Source organism: Arcticibacter tournemirensis, assembly GCF_006716645.1.
GTDB classification, from domain to species: domain Bacteria; phylum Bacteroidota; class Bacteroidia; order Sphingobacteriales; family Sphingobacteriaceae; genus Arcticibacter; species Arcticibacter tournemirensis.
In genome coordinates this window covers 1,603,114-1,617,599 of record NZ_VFPL01000001.1, presented here as the reverse complement: position 1 = coordinate 1,617,599, position 14,486 = coordinate 1,603,114, and the positions used below count along the sequence as shown (strand labels likewise).

10 protein-coding genes are annotated in these 14,486 nt (G+C 44.1%); 5 read left to right on the top strand and 5 right to left on the bottom strand.

The window, feature by feature from the left end; genetic code table 11:
• Positions 1-267 precede the first annotated feature (267 nt).
• Positions 268-1,512, top strand: a complete 1,245-nt coding sequence (locus BDE36_RS06990) for a hypothetical protein (RefSeq protein ID WP_141814295.1) — start codon at positions 268-270, stop codon at positions 1,510-1,512.
• A gap of 244 nt (positions 1,513-1,756) precedes the next feature.
• Positions 1,757-4,267, top strand: coding sequence for a glycoside hydrolase family 2 TIM barrel-domain containing protein (locus tag BDE36_RS06985; protein WP_141814294.1), 2,511 nt, complete (start codon positions 1,757-1,759; stop codon positions 4,265-4,267).
• Positions 4,268-4,335: 68 nt separating this feature from the next.
• On the opposite strand, the gene BDE36_RS06980 is transcribed toward BDE36_RS06985, so the two are convergent.
• Both BDE36_RS06980 and uxuA read right to left on the bottom strand, forming a co-directional pair.
• Positions 4,336-5,163: an SDR family oxidoreductase gene (locus tag BDE36_RS06980; protein WP_141814293.1), complete on the bottom strand. Its 828-nt coding sequence runs from the start codon at positions 5,161-5,163 to the stop codon at positions 4,336-4,338.
• Positions 5,164-5,171: 8 nt separating this feature from the next.
• On the bottom strand, positions 5,172-6,374 hold the full coding sequence (uxuA, locus tag BDE36_RS06975) for a mannonate dehydratase (RefSeq protein WP_141814292.1): 1,203 nt from the start codon (positions 6,372-6,374) through the stop codon (positions 5,172-5,174).
• A 139-nt stretch (positions 6,375-6,513) separates the two neighbouring features.
• Between uxuA and BDE36_RS06970 the strand changes: the two genes are divergently transcribed.
• Positions 6,514-7,518, top strand: a complete 1,005-nt coding sequence (locus BDE36_RS06970; RefSeq protein WP_141814291.1) for a LacI family DNA-binding transcriptional regulator — start codon at positions 6,514-6,516, stop codon at positions 7,516-7,518.
• 83 nt (positions 7,519-7,601) lie between these two features.
• Entirely contained in the window at positions 7,602-8,348 is a 747-nt protein-coding gene (locus tag BDE36_RS06965; RefSeq protein ID WP_141814290.1) for a hypothetical protein, read from the top strand.
• Here BDE36_RS06965 and BDE36_RS06960 read toward each other — a convergent pair.
• From BDE36_RS06960 to BDE36_RS06950, 3 genes are all read right to left on the bottom strand, one after another.
• Positions 8,345-9,295: a tetratricopeptide repeat protein gene (locus BDE36_RS06960; protein ID WP_141814289.1), complete on the bottom strand. Its 951-nt coding sequence runs from the start codon at positions 9,293-9,295 to the stop codon at positions 8,345-8,347. The two genes, BDE36_RS06965 and BDE36_RS06960, sit on opposite strands and share 4 nt — an antisense overlap.
• Positions 9,296-9,491: 196 nt before the next feature.
• Complete coding sequence (locus BDE36_RS06955; protein WP_141814288.1) at positions 9,492-10,763, bottom strand: thioredoxin family protein; 1,272 nt, start codon at positions 10,761-10,763, stop codon at positions 9,492-9,494.
• 225 nt (positions 10,764-10,988) lie between these two features.
• Positions 10,989-12,443 carry a phytoene desaturase family protein gene (locus BDE36_RS06950; protein ID WP_141814287.1) on the bottom strand — a complete coding sequence of 485 codons (1,455 nt, stop codon included), beginning with the start codon at positions 12,441-12,443 and terminating at the stop codon, positions 10,989-10,991.
• 325 nt (positions 12,444-12,768) lie between these two features.
• Between BDE36_RS06950 and BDE36_RS06945 the strand changes: the two genes are divergently transcribed.
• Positions 12,769-14,457, top strand: a complete 1,689-nt coding sequence (locus tag BDE36_RS06945; RefSeq protein ID WP_161993416.1) for a TlpA family protein disulfide reductase — start codon at positions 12,769-12,771, stop codon at positions 14,455-14,457.
• Positions 14,458-14,486: the final 29 nt, after the last annotated feature.

Sequence of the window (14,486 nt, the reverse complement as noted above, 5' to 3'; positions counted from 1 at the left end):
AACGGCCAGAAGATCATTCTTGATGCCCTTCTGGCCGTTACATAGTCGCTCCTATCGATCAATACCATAAGCCTTAAGAATTTCTATTTCTCATTTGTTTAAATAAAATTAAACACTAACTTTGTATATCAAAGTACTTTATATGGTTAGTAAATATTCTTATTTAAGAACAAAGCAACGGCACTATTTTTTTAATTATACACTTTGTTTTTCAAAGCACTTTAAACATACAATAATATTTCGACTTAATATTAACCTGAATAAATCATGAAAGATCAAATAATCGCTGAACAACACAACCCCAGCCAACTCGAAAAGATGTACAGGGCAGACAAAGCGCTTTTCAAACGCGAGTTCAATGCACTTTACCCGCAACTTAAAGACAATGCGTTAGCTGATTTTTGGAATGAGCGGCTGAATTATGAAAGTAATGAAATTGGCTGGGGCACCAGCAAAGATTTATTATTCATAATCATTGCCTCCCTGCTTGCCGGCCTCATCGCAAAGTTGCCAGTTCTCCTGTCCATGGAGGAAGATTTATTTTATCAAAGGAATATCGGCTTTATAGTCTTGCCGCTGCTAACAGGTTATTTTATCTGGAAGAATAAGCTATCCGCAGGTAAAATCGCCTTTATTGCGGTGGTGACTCTTGTCTGCGTCATTTTCATTAATTCGCTTCCTCATGTTAAAAAAAGCGACACACTCATTTTATCATGCATCCATTTAGCATTGTTCTTATGGTCGGTATTAGGGTTTGCGTTTGTTGGCGACAAGAGTAATAACGAAGAAAAGAGGCTGGGCTTTTTAAGGTACAACGGCGACCTGGTTGTAATGACAACTCTGATTTTGATAGCAGGCGCACTAATGAGCGGTATAACTGTAGGACTTTTCTCTCTCATCGGTTTCAAGATTGAGAAGTACTATTTTGATTATGTCGGAATTTTCGGGCTTGCTGCAGCACCAATTGTCGGAACCTACCTTACACAAACCAACCCACAACTGGTAGGGAAAGTGTCTCCGGTAATCGCCAGAATATTCAGTCCGCTTGTGTTAGTGATGCTGGTGATTTACCTCTCAGCAATAGTGTACTCCGGAAAAGATCCTTATAACGATCGCGAGTTTCTGTTGATCTTCAATGTTCTTCTGGTGGGCGTTATGGCGATCATCTTCTTCTCTATTGCAGGCGATGCTAAAACCACTAAAAGTAAGGCCGGGCTCTGGATACTTTTCTTGCTGTCAATTGTGACTGTAGTATTAAATGGCATAGCCTTATCAGCCATTTTATTCCGGATCTCTGAATGGGGCATTACTCCCAACAGGGCGGCAGTGCTTGGCAGCAACATTTTAATACTGATCAATCTGCTGCTGGTAACAGCGCAGTTGCTCAGAATACTTTCAAAGAAGACCGACAAGACGGCTGTGGGAAAGGTTATTTCCTTCTACCTACCGGTATATTGTTTATGGACGATTATAGTAACGTTCCTGTTTCCGTTAATTTTCGGGTTTAAATAAGGCTTCAGACCTGAGTTAAATGAGCTCGGATAGTCATGCACAAGGCAGTACCTTGTGCATGACTATCCAGAATAATAACGTTTCATCATCAAAAAGCAGTAACCCTGCCATAAACCTAAATAATGACCAATTTCTCACCTATAATTGACGAATTCGTATACATCTGTGGATTTTGGATATACTATTTTTGTTAAAGTATAAATTCAGAAAATTTATTTTTAACAAATAAAACCCACGCACTTACATGAAATTAATATCCCTGCTTCCAACAATTTGCCTGTTAGTCCTTACTTCAGCGCAGATATCCGCATATGCCCAACCGGGTTTTGGCAGGCCGGAAAAGATCAGCACAGGCTGGTTGTTCCACTTGGGGGATATTCCCCAGGGAGAAGCAACTGAACTGAGTGACCAGACCTGGCGCCAGGTGGACCTTCCCCATGACTGGAGCGTTAAGCAACACCTCAGTCCCAGTCTCGCTAGCGCAACTGGCTTTCTCCCAGGTGGAATTGGCTGGTACCGCAAAAAAATCACTATCCCGAAAGAGAAACAAGGAACGAAAACGTATCTCTATTTCGAAGGTGTCTATAACCGGAGTGAGGTTTTCATCAATGGACATTCACTCGGCAGTCGCCCGAACGGCTATATTTCCTTTATGTACGATGCCACCGCTTATATCCGGCCGGGGCAGGAGAATACCATAGCTGTACGGGTTGACCATAGCCGGTATGCCGATTCACGATGGTACACCGGCTCGGGAATCTACAGGAATGTATGGCTCGTATCGGCTAATCCAGTCCACATAGAGCAGTGGGGAGTTTACGCCTTTCCTGAAGTTACGGCAAACAGGGCAATGCTTCATGTCGAAATTAGCCTGGCCAATAGTTCAGACCGCAAAGCCAGTCTTACTATACAGAATGAGCTGGTGGCGCCCGACGGGCGTGTTGTCGCAAAGAAGACAAGCGTAGTGGCAGTCGACGCAGGCAAGAATAACAACGCAAAGTTTGCTATCAACGTGAAGAAACCGCAATTGTGGAGTCTCAACAATCCCGTTCTTTACAAACTCAGAACAACTGTACTGCAGGATGGCAAAGAAATCGACCGTTCTATTATCCAGACGGGCTTCCGCACCTTTACGTTCGACTCTGACAAGGGATTTGCACTCAATGGACAATGGATGAAAGTTAAAGGGGTGTGCCTGCATCACGACTCCGGTGTACTTGGGGCAGAAGTCTATCCCGAAGTGTGGCGCCGGAGACTTCTTGCACTGAAAGAACTGGGCTGTAACGCTATCCGCACCAGCCACAATCCACAGGCTCCCGGCTTATATGCGCTCTGCGATGAACTGGGCTTACTGGTAATGAACGAGGCATTTGACGAATGGGAGTTCCCGAAACGGAAATGGCTGGAAGGCTGGAATGTGGGAAAGCCCGGTTTCGACGGCAATTTCGACTTCTTTAAAGAATGGGGAGAGAAAGATCTTGCGGATATGGTGCGACGCGACCGCAACCACATCTCCATATTTGCATGGAGCATCGGCAATGAAGTGGATTATCCGAACGATCCCTACTCCCACCCTGTGCTGGATGGAAGTCGCGAAGGGGGCTTTACACAGCCAATCTTTGGTGGATATAAAAAAGATGCGCCTGATGCAGTAAGACTCGGTGCTATTGCTAAACGTCTGGCTGCAGTGGTAAGAACGTACGATAGATCTCGACCGGTAACTGCCGGTCTTGCGGGTGTGGCCATGTCAAACGAAACTGAATATCCGGGCACTCTTGACATCGCAGGCTATAATTACACAGAAAGCCGTTACCAGTCCGACCACGAAAAATATCCAAAACGGGTGATCTATGGCAGTGAAAACCGCCACGACTTCGAAGCATGGAAAGCCGTTAGAGATAACCAGCATATCTTCGGTCAATTCCTGTGGACTGGCATCGACTACCTGGGGGAATCAGGCAGATGGCCTTCCCGGGGATTCTACTCAGGATTGCTAGATTTCGGAGGCTTTGTTAAGCCCCGAGGACATTTCCGCCAGGCACTCTGGTCGGACAAGCCGGTAGCCTATCTTGGTACATACCCTACCCCTGGAAGCGGCAGCGCTCCGCAGGCTAAAGACGTGTGGTCGGCGCTGGAAGCTGAAAATTCAAACAATAACCAGGCCGAAGAAATTCCTTCGATGGATGCCTGGCCTGTATGGAACTATAAGGAAGGGCAATCGATTAGGGTGGTTTGTTATACCAACGCTGCCAGGGCACGCCTCGAGTTAAACGGAACCCCCATAGGCGACGCTAAAGCTCAAAATAATGAGCACGGTATCATTCATTGGGACATCCCCTATTCCAGTGGAAAGCTGGAGGTGGTCGGGCTCGATGAAAAGGAAAAGGAAACATGCCGCTATAGCATCCGTTCTTCCAAACGTGCATACGCATTGAAGATAATCTCTGAAGAAAAGACGTTGACCGCTAACGGCGGGGTAGCTCAGATAGCATTACAGGTGGTCGACGAGGATGGCGTGCCGGTAATACTGTCGGATGATGAAGTTACATGCCGTGTAGCTGGTCCGGCAAAACTGCTGGGCCTCGAAGCTGGCAACAATTCGGATATGTCAGATTACACCGACAACAGGCAAAGGGTATACCATGGAAAACTTATTGCCTATATCCGGGTAAACGGCAAACCAGGTGAAAAAGTGAACGTTAGTTTTTCTGCCCCCTGGTTGAAACCAGTTCAAACAGAATTAAAAATAAAGTAAAGAATTATACAGCCACAGTCACCGGCCTCCATTCACTACCGGCGGCTATGGCTGTTTACTTATCCTTTTTAAACACCGCTAAATGCCGTAAAGCCGCCGTCGACGGGCAGAATTACTCCTGTGATGAAACTTGCCGCATCTGAACATAAAAACTGAATAGCACCATTAAGCTCAGAAATATCCCCAAACCGCTTCATAGGAGTGCGCGCCAGTACTTTAACACTCCTTTCGGTATATGATCCATCCGGATTAATTAAAACGGCCCGGTTTTGATCGCCAATAAAGAACCCCGGAGCAAGCGCATTCACTCTCACTTTCTCACCAAATTTCAATGCCATTTCGGTGGCAAGCCATTGAGTGAAGATATTTATACCTGATTTAGAAACAGAATATCCCGGGACTCTCGTAATAGCCGAATAAGTAGCCATCGACGATATATTTATAATACTTCCCGCACCTTGCGCAGCCATCACCTCTCCAAAAGCAAGACAAGGATATACCGTACCATTGGTATTTAGATTTGTCACTTTTTCCCAGTCTTCAATCTTCATATCAAAAACATTCTGATCCTCTCTCAGCGTCGCTCCCGGAACATTCCCTCCTGCACAATTAACCAGAATATCTATTCTACCAAACTTTTCTTTCACAATACCGGCCAGCTCTTTCAGGCTATCCAGATCAAGGACATTACTTACAACGCCGATAACATCCTGATGGATTTGCTTAAGTTCCGCAACACGCGCATCAAGGTTTTCCTGACGGATGTCCGTTGCCACAACCTTAACGCCGGCCTTCATAAGGCTTAAGGCGATGCTTCCGCCTAATACTCCTCCCGCCCCTGTTATTACTGCTACTTTTCCACTAATATCAAATAGTGAGTTACGTTCATTTGTCATTATATTTATTATTTTAAAGCTTTTTCTATTCCCATTTCCAGTCCTGATATTTCGCAGAAACCCTTCATTCTACCTACCAAAGGGTATCCGGGATTACTCTTCCGATTGAAGTCATCCAATATCTTTAATCCATGATCCGGCCTGAATGGCATTCGGGTATCTTTTCTTCCCTCCTCTTTTCTTTTCTTCTGTTCTTCAAGGAGCTCTTTCAGAATACTATACATGTCTGCTACCCCGTCTAAATGAGCAGATTCATAGAAGCTTCTGTCTCCGGTTCTTTTAATATTCCTCAGATGAACAAAATGGATCCTTTCGGCAAACGCCCGCGCAATAGCTACCAGGTCATTATCCTCTCTTACCGACAAGGAGCCGCTGCAGTACGTAAGTCCGTTATTCAATGAAGGATGCTCACTAAATATCCATTCAAAGTCTTCCTTAGTACTCGCTATTCGCGGGAGACCCAGTAGCGGAAAGGGCGGATCGTCAGGGTGGATACACATATTAATACCGCACTCTTCGGCGACCGGCAATATATCGGCTAAAAACCGGGAGAGATGCTGTCGTAATGTGTCTCTGTTGATGGAGTTGTAGCGACTCAGGTAATCGAGGAAAATCTGCTTGTAGTTACTCACATTACCAACCGTCCCATTAATGAAACCCTGAGTCACAACAATGATATTGTAAGCAAGTCTATTCCGCTCCTCTTCGCTCATACTCTCAAAAATGACCTTCGCCCCGGCTATCACGTCAGCAGGATAGTCCCTTTCTGCAGCGGGCCGGCCCAGGATAAAAATATCAAACGCAGCAAAAGTCTCGTGATGATACAGCATCGATTCTGCACCATTTTCGTTCATATAATGAAGATCTGTTCTTGCCCAGTCAAGCACGGGCATGAAGTTGTAACAAACGGTGTCAATCCCGCATTCCGCCAGGTTTCTGAGAGAAATCTTATAGTTTTCGATAAGCTCCTCCCGTTTAGGACTGCAAATCTTTATTTCTTCGGATACAGGCAGACTCTCGACTACGCTCCACCGCATTCCGTGACGTTCGATCTCATCTTTTACCGCCTGTATCTCCTCTACAGGCCATACCGCCCCGCCCTTAATGTGATGAAGAGCGGTAACGATCCCTTCAACGCCAAACTGCCGCAATTCCGACAGTCTTATAGTATCATTACCTCCAAACCATCGCCAGGTTTTCTCTAATGCCATATTGATTTTATATAAATAAGAAAGGTTATAACAATCGATTGTTTTCTATCTATGAACAAAGCTAGGAATTTAAAATAGCAATAACAATCGATTGTTTTAGCCATTTTACAAATTATGATATTAACTTTGTCCTTACTATATGAGATCGAAGGAAATTACCATTTACGACATTGCCAGGCATCTTAACATCGCGCCCTCCACTGTAAGCCGGGGACTGAAGGGACATCATACAGTGAGCCCCGACACTCAAAGAAGAATAACAGAAGCTGCAGCAGAAATGGGATACCAAACGAATTCTTTTGCTGTCGGATTAAGAACAAAAAGGACCAACACTATAGGTGTTATTATTCCACGCCTTAACAGTAATTTCGTAGCCGACGTTCTCGCGGGCATTGAAAAAGTGACCAACACCTTTGGTTTCAATCTAATTATCACACAATCGCTCGAAAGCAGGGAGAAAGAGATCAGGAACGTAAACACAATGTTTGCCAACCGTGTAGATGGCTTACTCCTTTCGCTATCCGGTAATACAAAAGATATAGAGCATTTAAACATCTTCTTCGAAAAGAACATACCTGTCTTATTCTTTGACCGTGTTCCTTCCGGATCCATTCCCTCCGTTTGTATAGATAACGAAGAAGCCGGTTACCGGGCTACCAGGCATTTACTTCAACAGGGCGCAAAACGAATCGTTCATATCTCAGGCAGCCATTACATCAATGTTTACGCCGACAGGTTTAAGGGTTATTTACGTGCACTTAACGAAAGTGATACAGCGTTTAACGAGGACCTGTTAATAATAACAAACCTCGACGAAAATACCGGGGAAGAGACGGCAGATAGCATTATCAAATTAAAAGCAGACGGCGTTTTTGCAGCCAACGACATATCAGCAGTAAGCTGCATGAACGTCTTAAAAAACCATGGATTAAAAGTCCCTGAAGATATCCTTATCGCAGGATTTAACGATGATATAATCTCACGAAGCGTTTCACCGCCTTTAACAACCATCCATTGTCCGGCAATTAAAATGGGAGAAGCAGTCGCTCAAACAATGGTCGACCATCTCCTAAAGAACATTGACATTACGTCATCAATTATTCTCGAAACAGAGCTCATCGTCCGCGAGTCAACAACAAGGTAACAATCTCTCCCTCAAAATATTTCTTTTTGTGGATCCTGTAAAATAATACCTAACTTTATATATACCAATCAAACCCTTATGCTATGAAAACAGTATTCAGCATTACCGGCGTTTTCATGCTTTTATTCGCATTGTCATGTGGAAAAGAAGAGGTTCCACTGAACGAAACCAGCTCTGAAGGCGAAATTATACTTGGTTACGACTATCCGATAAAGCCCGGTACAACGGAGTGGGAAAAGCTAGTAAATGCTCAGGAAAAGATCAGTGTTTGTCAGATTCCACCTTCAATACTCTCCACGCTAACCACAGAAGAACTTGTTAACACGTGTTTAAGGTATCCTCTGTTTAATAATATTTATGCGTTTAATAATATACTAACGGGAACGGAGAGATTAGTTCAGGAATTCAATGGAATTAGAGAACTTTTCAACAGAGCGGATGCATATCCGGAAATGCTAAAAGTTTATTCCAGAAAAATTGACAATAGTTCGGCGTTACAGGAACAAGGGGCGAGCCTTAAAAAAGGGAATTATATTATCTCTCTTTCTTCTATTGAGATGATCCTTAGCCAAATAGAATTACGAACCCAACCTGATATTGAAACACGAAAAAAAGTAATGAATGAGTTGCTCATGGGATATAAACTCAAGTTAAATAACAGTGAAGAGTTTAAAGGAGTCGGTTTTACAACAAACCTCCTTGCCAGGGCTGCCATCGTACTCGGAAAAGATCATGCCGTTTTTTCAAGTAAAGAGGGAGGCTGGCCAGGAGGTCTTGATCCTGCTCTTACCGCCCCGATCGACGAAAAATCATATCAATTTATTCGTTAATTCTTCAGATCATGCTCTATCTCTGAGAGAACCACCGCCAGATCATTCCCATAAATTTTGACCGCACTGTCATAAGACTGATCAGCCAACAGCAGCATAAATTTGTCGCGTCCGTATTTATCAATCAATCTTCTAACCAGTTCGCCGCCCAAAGGATAAATAATATCGGTACCAGCACGGATTTCATTTTTCCACACACCTGCAATCAGCGAGTTAAAACCGAGCTTTTTTAAAGTTTGAATACTGCTTCTTCTTGATTGATCAAAGTATACACATACCCCCTCCCAAATTAATTTATGAACCCTGGTGGGAGCGACAGCAAAACGGCATATCGAATGTGTCATCTCATGGCCAACGGTATGGATTGCAGATGTATGCGTGAGGGCAACGTCAGGTTCGGTAAATGCAAGAGGCCTGTTTAGCATTTTTGAAGCCTCTGTCTCGTCAGACCAGACAAAATAATCTATTTTCTTAAGCGGTTTAGCTTGAAAAAACGAATTAATTACATCAAAGGCCTTTTCTTTACGTGCAATAAAACCATCTATGTTGTTAACACCCTCCTGAAAATGGAAAACAAAATGCGCCGTCTCTCTGACAGTCCAGGATGTATAGAGAGAATCAAAGCCTAAAATCCTGGCTCGTTGTTTAACGTGTGGTTCATTCTTTTTACCCTTACTTAGCCGAACAGATTCAGCCATTTTGGCTCTGGCTTTTCCATAGTCGCCTACACCATAATAACAAGCGCTCAAATCAAACATGGCAGACTCTTTAACGTCCGATTCAGAAGAGGGGAGATCAAGTAATTTCTCATAAATTGGTATAGCCGCTGGCAGACCAGATTTCATCAGGGTTGCTTTCCCAAGTGCGTAATATGCTTTAGCGCTTTCTGGATAGTCATGTACAATCTGTCTGCTAAGAGCCAGCGCCGAATCAGGTTTCCGTTCCATAAGCATGGAAAAAACCCGGGTAAGATCCTGTCCAAACAAAGATGGACTTGCAAAAAAACAACTTATTAAAACAAAGAAAGTGAAGAGTTTAGGATTCATAGTACATTGATCAATATTAAAAACGAAACGGTTAGCCTTCGGTCTATTCGGTTACAACAGCTAAAAATACAGGGAATCTATGACAATTCACAAACCCTTACCAGATCTTTTCACCTTTCTTCATCTTTTCCAATTGTTTAGCAAATCCCTCACCCTGATTGCCCATTGACTTAACTGCATTCTCAAAAACCTCAGTAGCTTCTTTAGTTCGGCCTGATTTATAAAGCAAACTGCCATAGGTGTACAGATACTCAGGATCTTTATTGCCTGCTAGCACAAGTCTTTCAGCCCAGCCCAGCGCTTTTTTTATACATTCATCATTTTCACACTGTGAGAAAATGATGAATGCCGAGTTATTTAATACGCTCTTATTCATTATCCCTTCAGCTTCCGATACAGCTTCAGTATACTTCACCCAATCAGGCAAGCTCTCATAATAATGCAGCTTTGAACTGGCCATAACACTCTCTGACAGGTCTGGGTACTCAGTAGTTAATTTATTTTTCAACCCTGCCCAGTCTACTGTATCCTTTAGTTTACCTCCATAAACTACCATACCTCCACCGTATTTGGTAACAGAGGCATCTGTCCTGAGATATGGCAAAGCAACTTCATCAAACAATATCATTTTAACGATCTCGGCACTCCTCCCCTTTCCCAAAACTCTATCCGCCTCCACAGGGTGGGTGCGCAATATCTTGAAGCCGGGATCTGTAGTGTTATTGGTAGCCTCAGAGATAAATTTTATGTTCTCGTCGCTTAACAAATCCTTCTGAGTCGATAAGTACTGATTCATTGCGATGGGGATAAGCTTAACATCGTTCACCAGTTGTGCCGATTTTATCAGCTTTAAAAGGGAGTCGGGATTTCGCTCTCCTGCGTCAAACCGCATTTTTTGACTAAAGTACGTCCCCTTTGCCGTTGTGGCTGCTGCAATAAATTTATCGGCTTCCGTAAAACCTGTCGTCCTATGCACAATTTCTCCCTGCGGATTAAAAAAAAGATAGGTAGGATAGCTGTCGATATTATATGTTGCAGCGATATACGCAGCGTCGGAGTACCAACGTTTAACTGGATCAGAGTCATTCTTTCCTTTGTCAGCCTGGACCTTAACATTAATAAAGTTTTTATTGAAGAAATCACCCACTTTCTTCTGGGTAAACACTTCCTTGTCCATTTTAATACAGGGCACGCACCATGTAGTAAAGACGTCTACAAAAATATACCTGTTTTCAGTCTTCGCTTTTTCCTTTATCTGCGCCCAGGTAAGCCCCTTCACAAAATCAATCCCCCCGGGAACAGCGGTTTGAGCATGCAAATAGCCACAGCAGCTTAGACAAACGGCAATAATTATCGATATCTTTTTCATTGTAATAAGTGTTTATAAAGTAACTTCTCAATTAACTATCTCCGGGCGAAGTGATCCGGCCTGGTATATATTGGTCGCTCATCAGAAGTACTGCCGGCAATTAACAAGGCGGTTTCACGATATCGATAATAGTGAACAGACAGTATCTATAATACTAATTTAGATCCTTTAATATAAAGATCCAAATTATATTAGAAGTAGCACGTATTAATCACAATCATTCATTCAGCTGATAACCGGCTTCCGGCCAAACACGTCTTTAAGTGCCCTTTTTGCAGCGTGATAGCCACACATTCCATGTACGCCGCCGCCTGGAGGAGTTGATGAAGAACATATATATAATCCTTTTTCTGAAGTCCGGTACGGTGAATAGCGCAGCACAGGTCTGGTAAATAGCTGCCTGATATCCTGGATCCCTCCATTTATATCTCCTCCGATATAGTTCGGATTATACTCTTCCATCTCCGCAGTATTCATCGTATGTTTTGCGAGGATCCGGTCTCTGAAACCGGGGGCAAAACGTTCAACCTGCTTCTCTATCGTATCGGTCATATCAGCCATGGAGCCATGAGGCACATGGCAGTAAGCCCAAGCTGTATGTTTGCCCGCCGGAGCGCGTGAAGCATCAAACAGGCTTTGCTGTGCTAATAACACAAACGGCTTCTCTGCCAGCTTACCCCGCGAAGCCCCTTGTTCACCGGCTGCAATCTCTTCGATCGTATTGCCCAGATGAACGGTACCGGCGCTCAGACATTCGGAAGCGGTAAATGGAACAGGACCGTCAAGTGCCCAGTCTATCTTGAAAACTCCCATCCCATACCGGTACTTTTCGAGCTGCCACTTATAAACGAACGAAAAACGGTGTCCCGCAATCTGCAGCAGCTGCCGCGGCGTCACGTCGAATAATATCGCACGTGATGACGGGATCTGATCCAGCGATTTAACAAAAAAATTAGTTTGGATCTTTCCTCCTATAGAAAGAAAATACGATGCCAAAGCATTGGCTATGGAAACAGACCCGCCTACGGGAATCGGCCACCCAGCCGAGTGACCTGTCGCCATCAGCACCAGCCCTATAGCCGAAGTGGCTATATTGGAAAGTGGTTGTATCGAATGTGCGGCCATACCGGCCCATAAGCCTCTTGCATGTTTGCCTGAGAACATCTTTGACAGACTTAAGGCCGAAGGCAAAGCCTTCAAACCGAATCTTGCCATAGCAAGCGGATGGGAGGGAAAGCTTAAAGGACCGAGTAGGTCCTTGCCAATCAGAGACCAGTCGTGACTAACCTGCTCCATAAGCCTGATATAGGCCGGTCCATCCTTCCCTAAAGAAGATGCAGTTTTTTCTATGGACTGGTTTAATATAGCCGCCGATCCGTCGTCAAAGGGATGAGCAGCGGCATTACCAGGTGCAACAAATTCAAGGCCGTACCCATCAAGAGGCAATGACTTGAAAAACGGAGAGCTCAGGGCCATCGGATGTATAGCCGAGCAGACGTCGTGAATGAAACCCGGCAGTGTAAGCTCCAAAGATCTTAGTCCGCCGCCTATTTCATTCTTCCCCTCAAGCAACAAAACCGAGAGGCCCTGCTGCTGAAGCGTAATGGCCGCGGCCAGTCCATTTGGCCCCGAGCCAACAACTATCGCATCAAAATCAGGTTTGCCACTTTTTAAAGCCATATACTTTGTTTTCAAAGCTCTGCTGCCCTTCCTACGACCCAAAGATACCTGAAATAAAAAAGCTCCTTATCGAAAAAGGTTTCAACTTTTTGGATGTTACGTCCTTTTCTGGATGAGCATACCGAACACTCTCCCCCTTGATGCATAAATATAAATAGCATTGACACGAGAGTGTTGTTTGATACTCTTATATTTGTCCAATACAAATCTGGACCGGATTATCATGCTAATTAATCATAAACCTGGGGGTACAATCCACTCACACAACTTATCAATTTGTAAGAATAAAACAAAAAACCATAAGATAGCTTTCCAGCATTTCCTGATGCTTTTATGCCTGACGGTTTTTACATTACCTTCTACAGCTCAGAAAAAGGACTTTCCGGGAAAAACAATCAGAACGCCCCCGGTTTCAAAATTGCGGGAGGTAACCATAAGCGGGAACATAAAACAGCTCGCTTTGCAGGGAGCGTTGACAGACGCTTTTGCATTTGGGTATACGGATCTTGTTACCGGCAAGGACGTTGTTATCCCGCTGAAAAGGGACAGTTCTGGTAATTATTCAGTCAAGGTGCCCATTCCCGGACCCTATCAACAAATCCAGCTCCTTCAGGGACAAAAGATCCGGGGTGAAGTGTACTTCGGCGGATTGATTACCCATGAATTCTATGTAAAGCCTGGAGAGCCAATGGAATTCAATTTTTACTTATCCGCTGACTACAGGAATAGTTCAGTCGCCTTTAAGGGCAATATAGCGACCGCCAATTCCCAGCAAGAGGCATATCAGCGATCTCTTAGTTCTGCCGGTTTCTCTGTAGTGTTTGATTACGGTAAGCTTGACTCTGTAAAGGCTGAAACTTATGGTGAGTTTAAGAAATATATATCAGATCGGCTTAAGGCTGCCTTACTGTTCAACAATATGTATTTTAAAAAGCATCCTGCAGATCCCTTCCTGCAGCAGCAGGCTGATAATGATCTGCGCTATGAAGCCGCGAATATAATGGTCCAGGGAATATTCAGAAGTAAGACAACAGGCAGGATACTGACAACGTTTCTCAATGAAAACAAAATCAAAATATGGAACCCTCTGGCTTTAGGAAACGATCGGTACAAGAGTTTTATTAATCAATATTATCTTCTGATGACCAGGGCAGCGCAGAAGGTGCAGAGCGACTATACAGTAATGTTCCAGGAAGTAGCCGTTTATCTACTCGAAAAGCATCCGGAACTATCGGCCGAAGACAGGCAACTCGCCCTTAAGTTCAGTGATTCAGCGGTCAGAAAAACGGAAAAGGACTTTAAGGCTTTCAATGACCGCCTTATGTCTTCGTATGCAAACGAATACGGGGGAATTATTGATACGCGGTTGGTGTACAATTATTTAACGAAAGTTAGCGACCCTGATCTGCGTAACTTATTCCTTACCCGGCTGCTTCAGGAAAAAGTGGAAAAGGGGGATATAGCGCCGGTACAGCCGCTGATAGAACGGTATAAACGTATGGTGAAGGGAGGCTTGTTCAAAGAGACTTTCTTGAAGAAGTATACTAATTTGTATAAACGTAATGTCCAAAGTAAGCTTCCGCCAGGCACTGTCATTGCCGACGCCGCTTCTCTCAGGGAGGGTAAGGTGTTTGATGACTTGATAAAAAAGCATAAAGGGAAGGTGGTTTATATAGATATTTGGGCTACATGGTGTCAACCCTGCCTGATGGAAATGAAGAATTCACAAACACTCCGGGAAAAGTTCAGAGGGAAGGATGTTGCGTTCGTGTACCTTTGCATCAGCTCGCCACAAGAGCCTCTTTGGAAGAAACTTATCGCTTTACACGCGATAGAAGGAGAAAATTACTGGCTTAACGATAACCAGCGCGAAGAACTGAACAGAACGTTTTCCATCCGTTCTGTCCCCCGGCATCTGCTTGTAGACAAGCAGGGTAAGGTATGGGACCAGGACGCACAAGGCCCCGGCAGTTCTAAAACTGCTGAAGATATCACTGCTTTACTTGGCAGTTAAAGGGCGGGGAGGACCTTTTCTATCCGGCA

What these genes read in the sequence shown, in the direction of transcription:
- BDE36_RS06970 (WP_141814291.1), top strand. Translation starts at nt 6,514, where the DNA reads ATGAGATCGAAGGAAATTACCATTTACGACATTGCCAGGCATCTTAAC.
- BDE36_RS06980 (WP_141814293.1), bottom strand. Translation starts at nt 5,163, where the DNA reads ATGACAAATGAACGTAACTCACTATTTGATATTAGTGGAAAAGTAGCA.
- BDE36_RS06990 (WP_141814295.1), top strand. Translation starts at nt 268, where the DNA reads ATGAAAGATCAAATAATCGCTGAACAACACAACCCCAGCCAACTCGAA.
- BDE36_RS06965 (WP_141814290.1), top strand. Translation starts at nt 7,602, where the DNA reads ATGAAAACAGTATTCAGCATTACCGGCGTTTTCATGCTTTTATTCGCA.
- BDE36_RS06985 (WP_141814294.1), top strand. Translation starts at nt 1,757, where the DNA reads ATGAAATTAATATCCCTGCTTCCAACAATTTGCCTGTTAGTCCTTACT.
- BDE36_RS06955 (WP_141814288.1), bottom strand. Translation starts at nt 10,763, where the DNA reads ATGAAAAAGATATCGATAATTATTGCCGTTTGTCTAAGCTGCTGTGGC.
- BDE36_RS06950 (WP_141814287.1), bottom strand. Translation starts at nt 12,443, where the DNA reads ATGGCTTTAAAAAGTGGCAAACCTGATTTTGATGCGATAGTTGTTGGC.
- uxuA (WP_141814292.1), bottom strand. Translation starts at nt 6,374, where the DNA reads ATGGCATTAGAGAAAACCTGGCGATGGTTTGGAGGTAATGATACTATA.
- BDE36_RS06945 (WP_161993416.1), top strand. Translation starts at nt 12,769, where the DNA reads ATGCTTTTATGCCTGACGGTTTTTACATTACCTTCTACAGCTCAGAAA.
- BDE36_RS06960 (WP_141814289.1), bottom strand. Translation starts at nt 9,295, where the DNA reads ATGGAACGGAAACCTGATTCGGCGCTGGCTCTTAGCAGACAGATTGTA.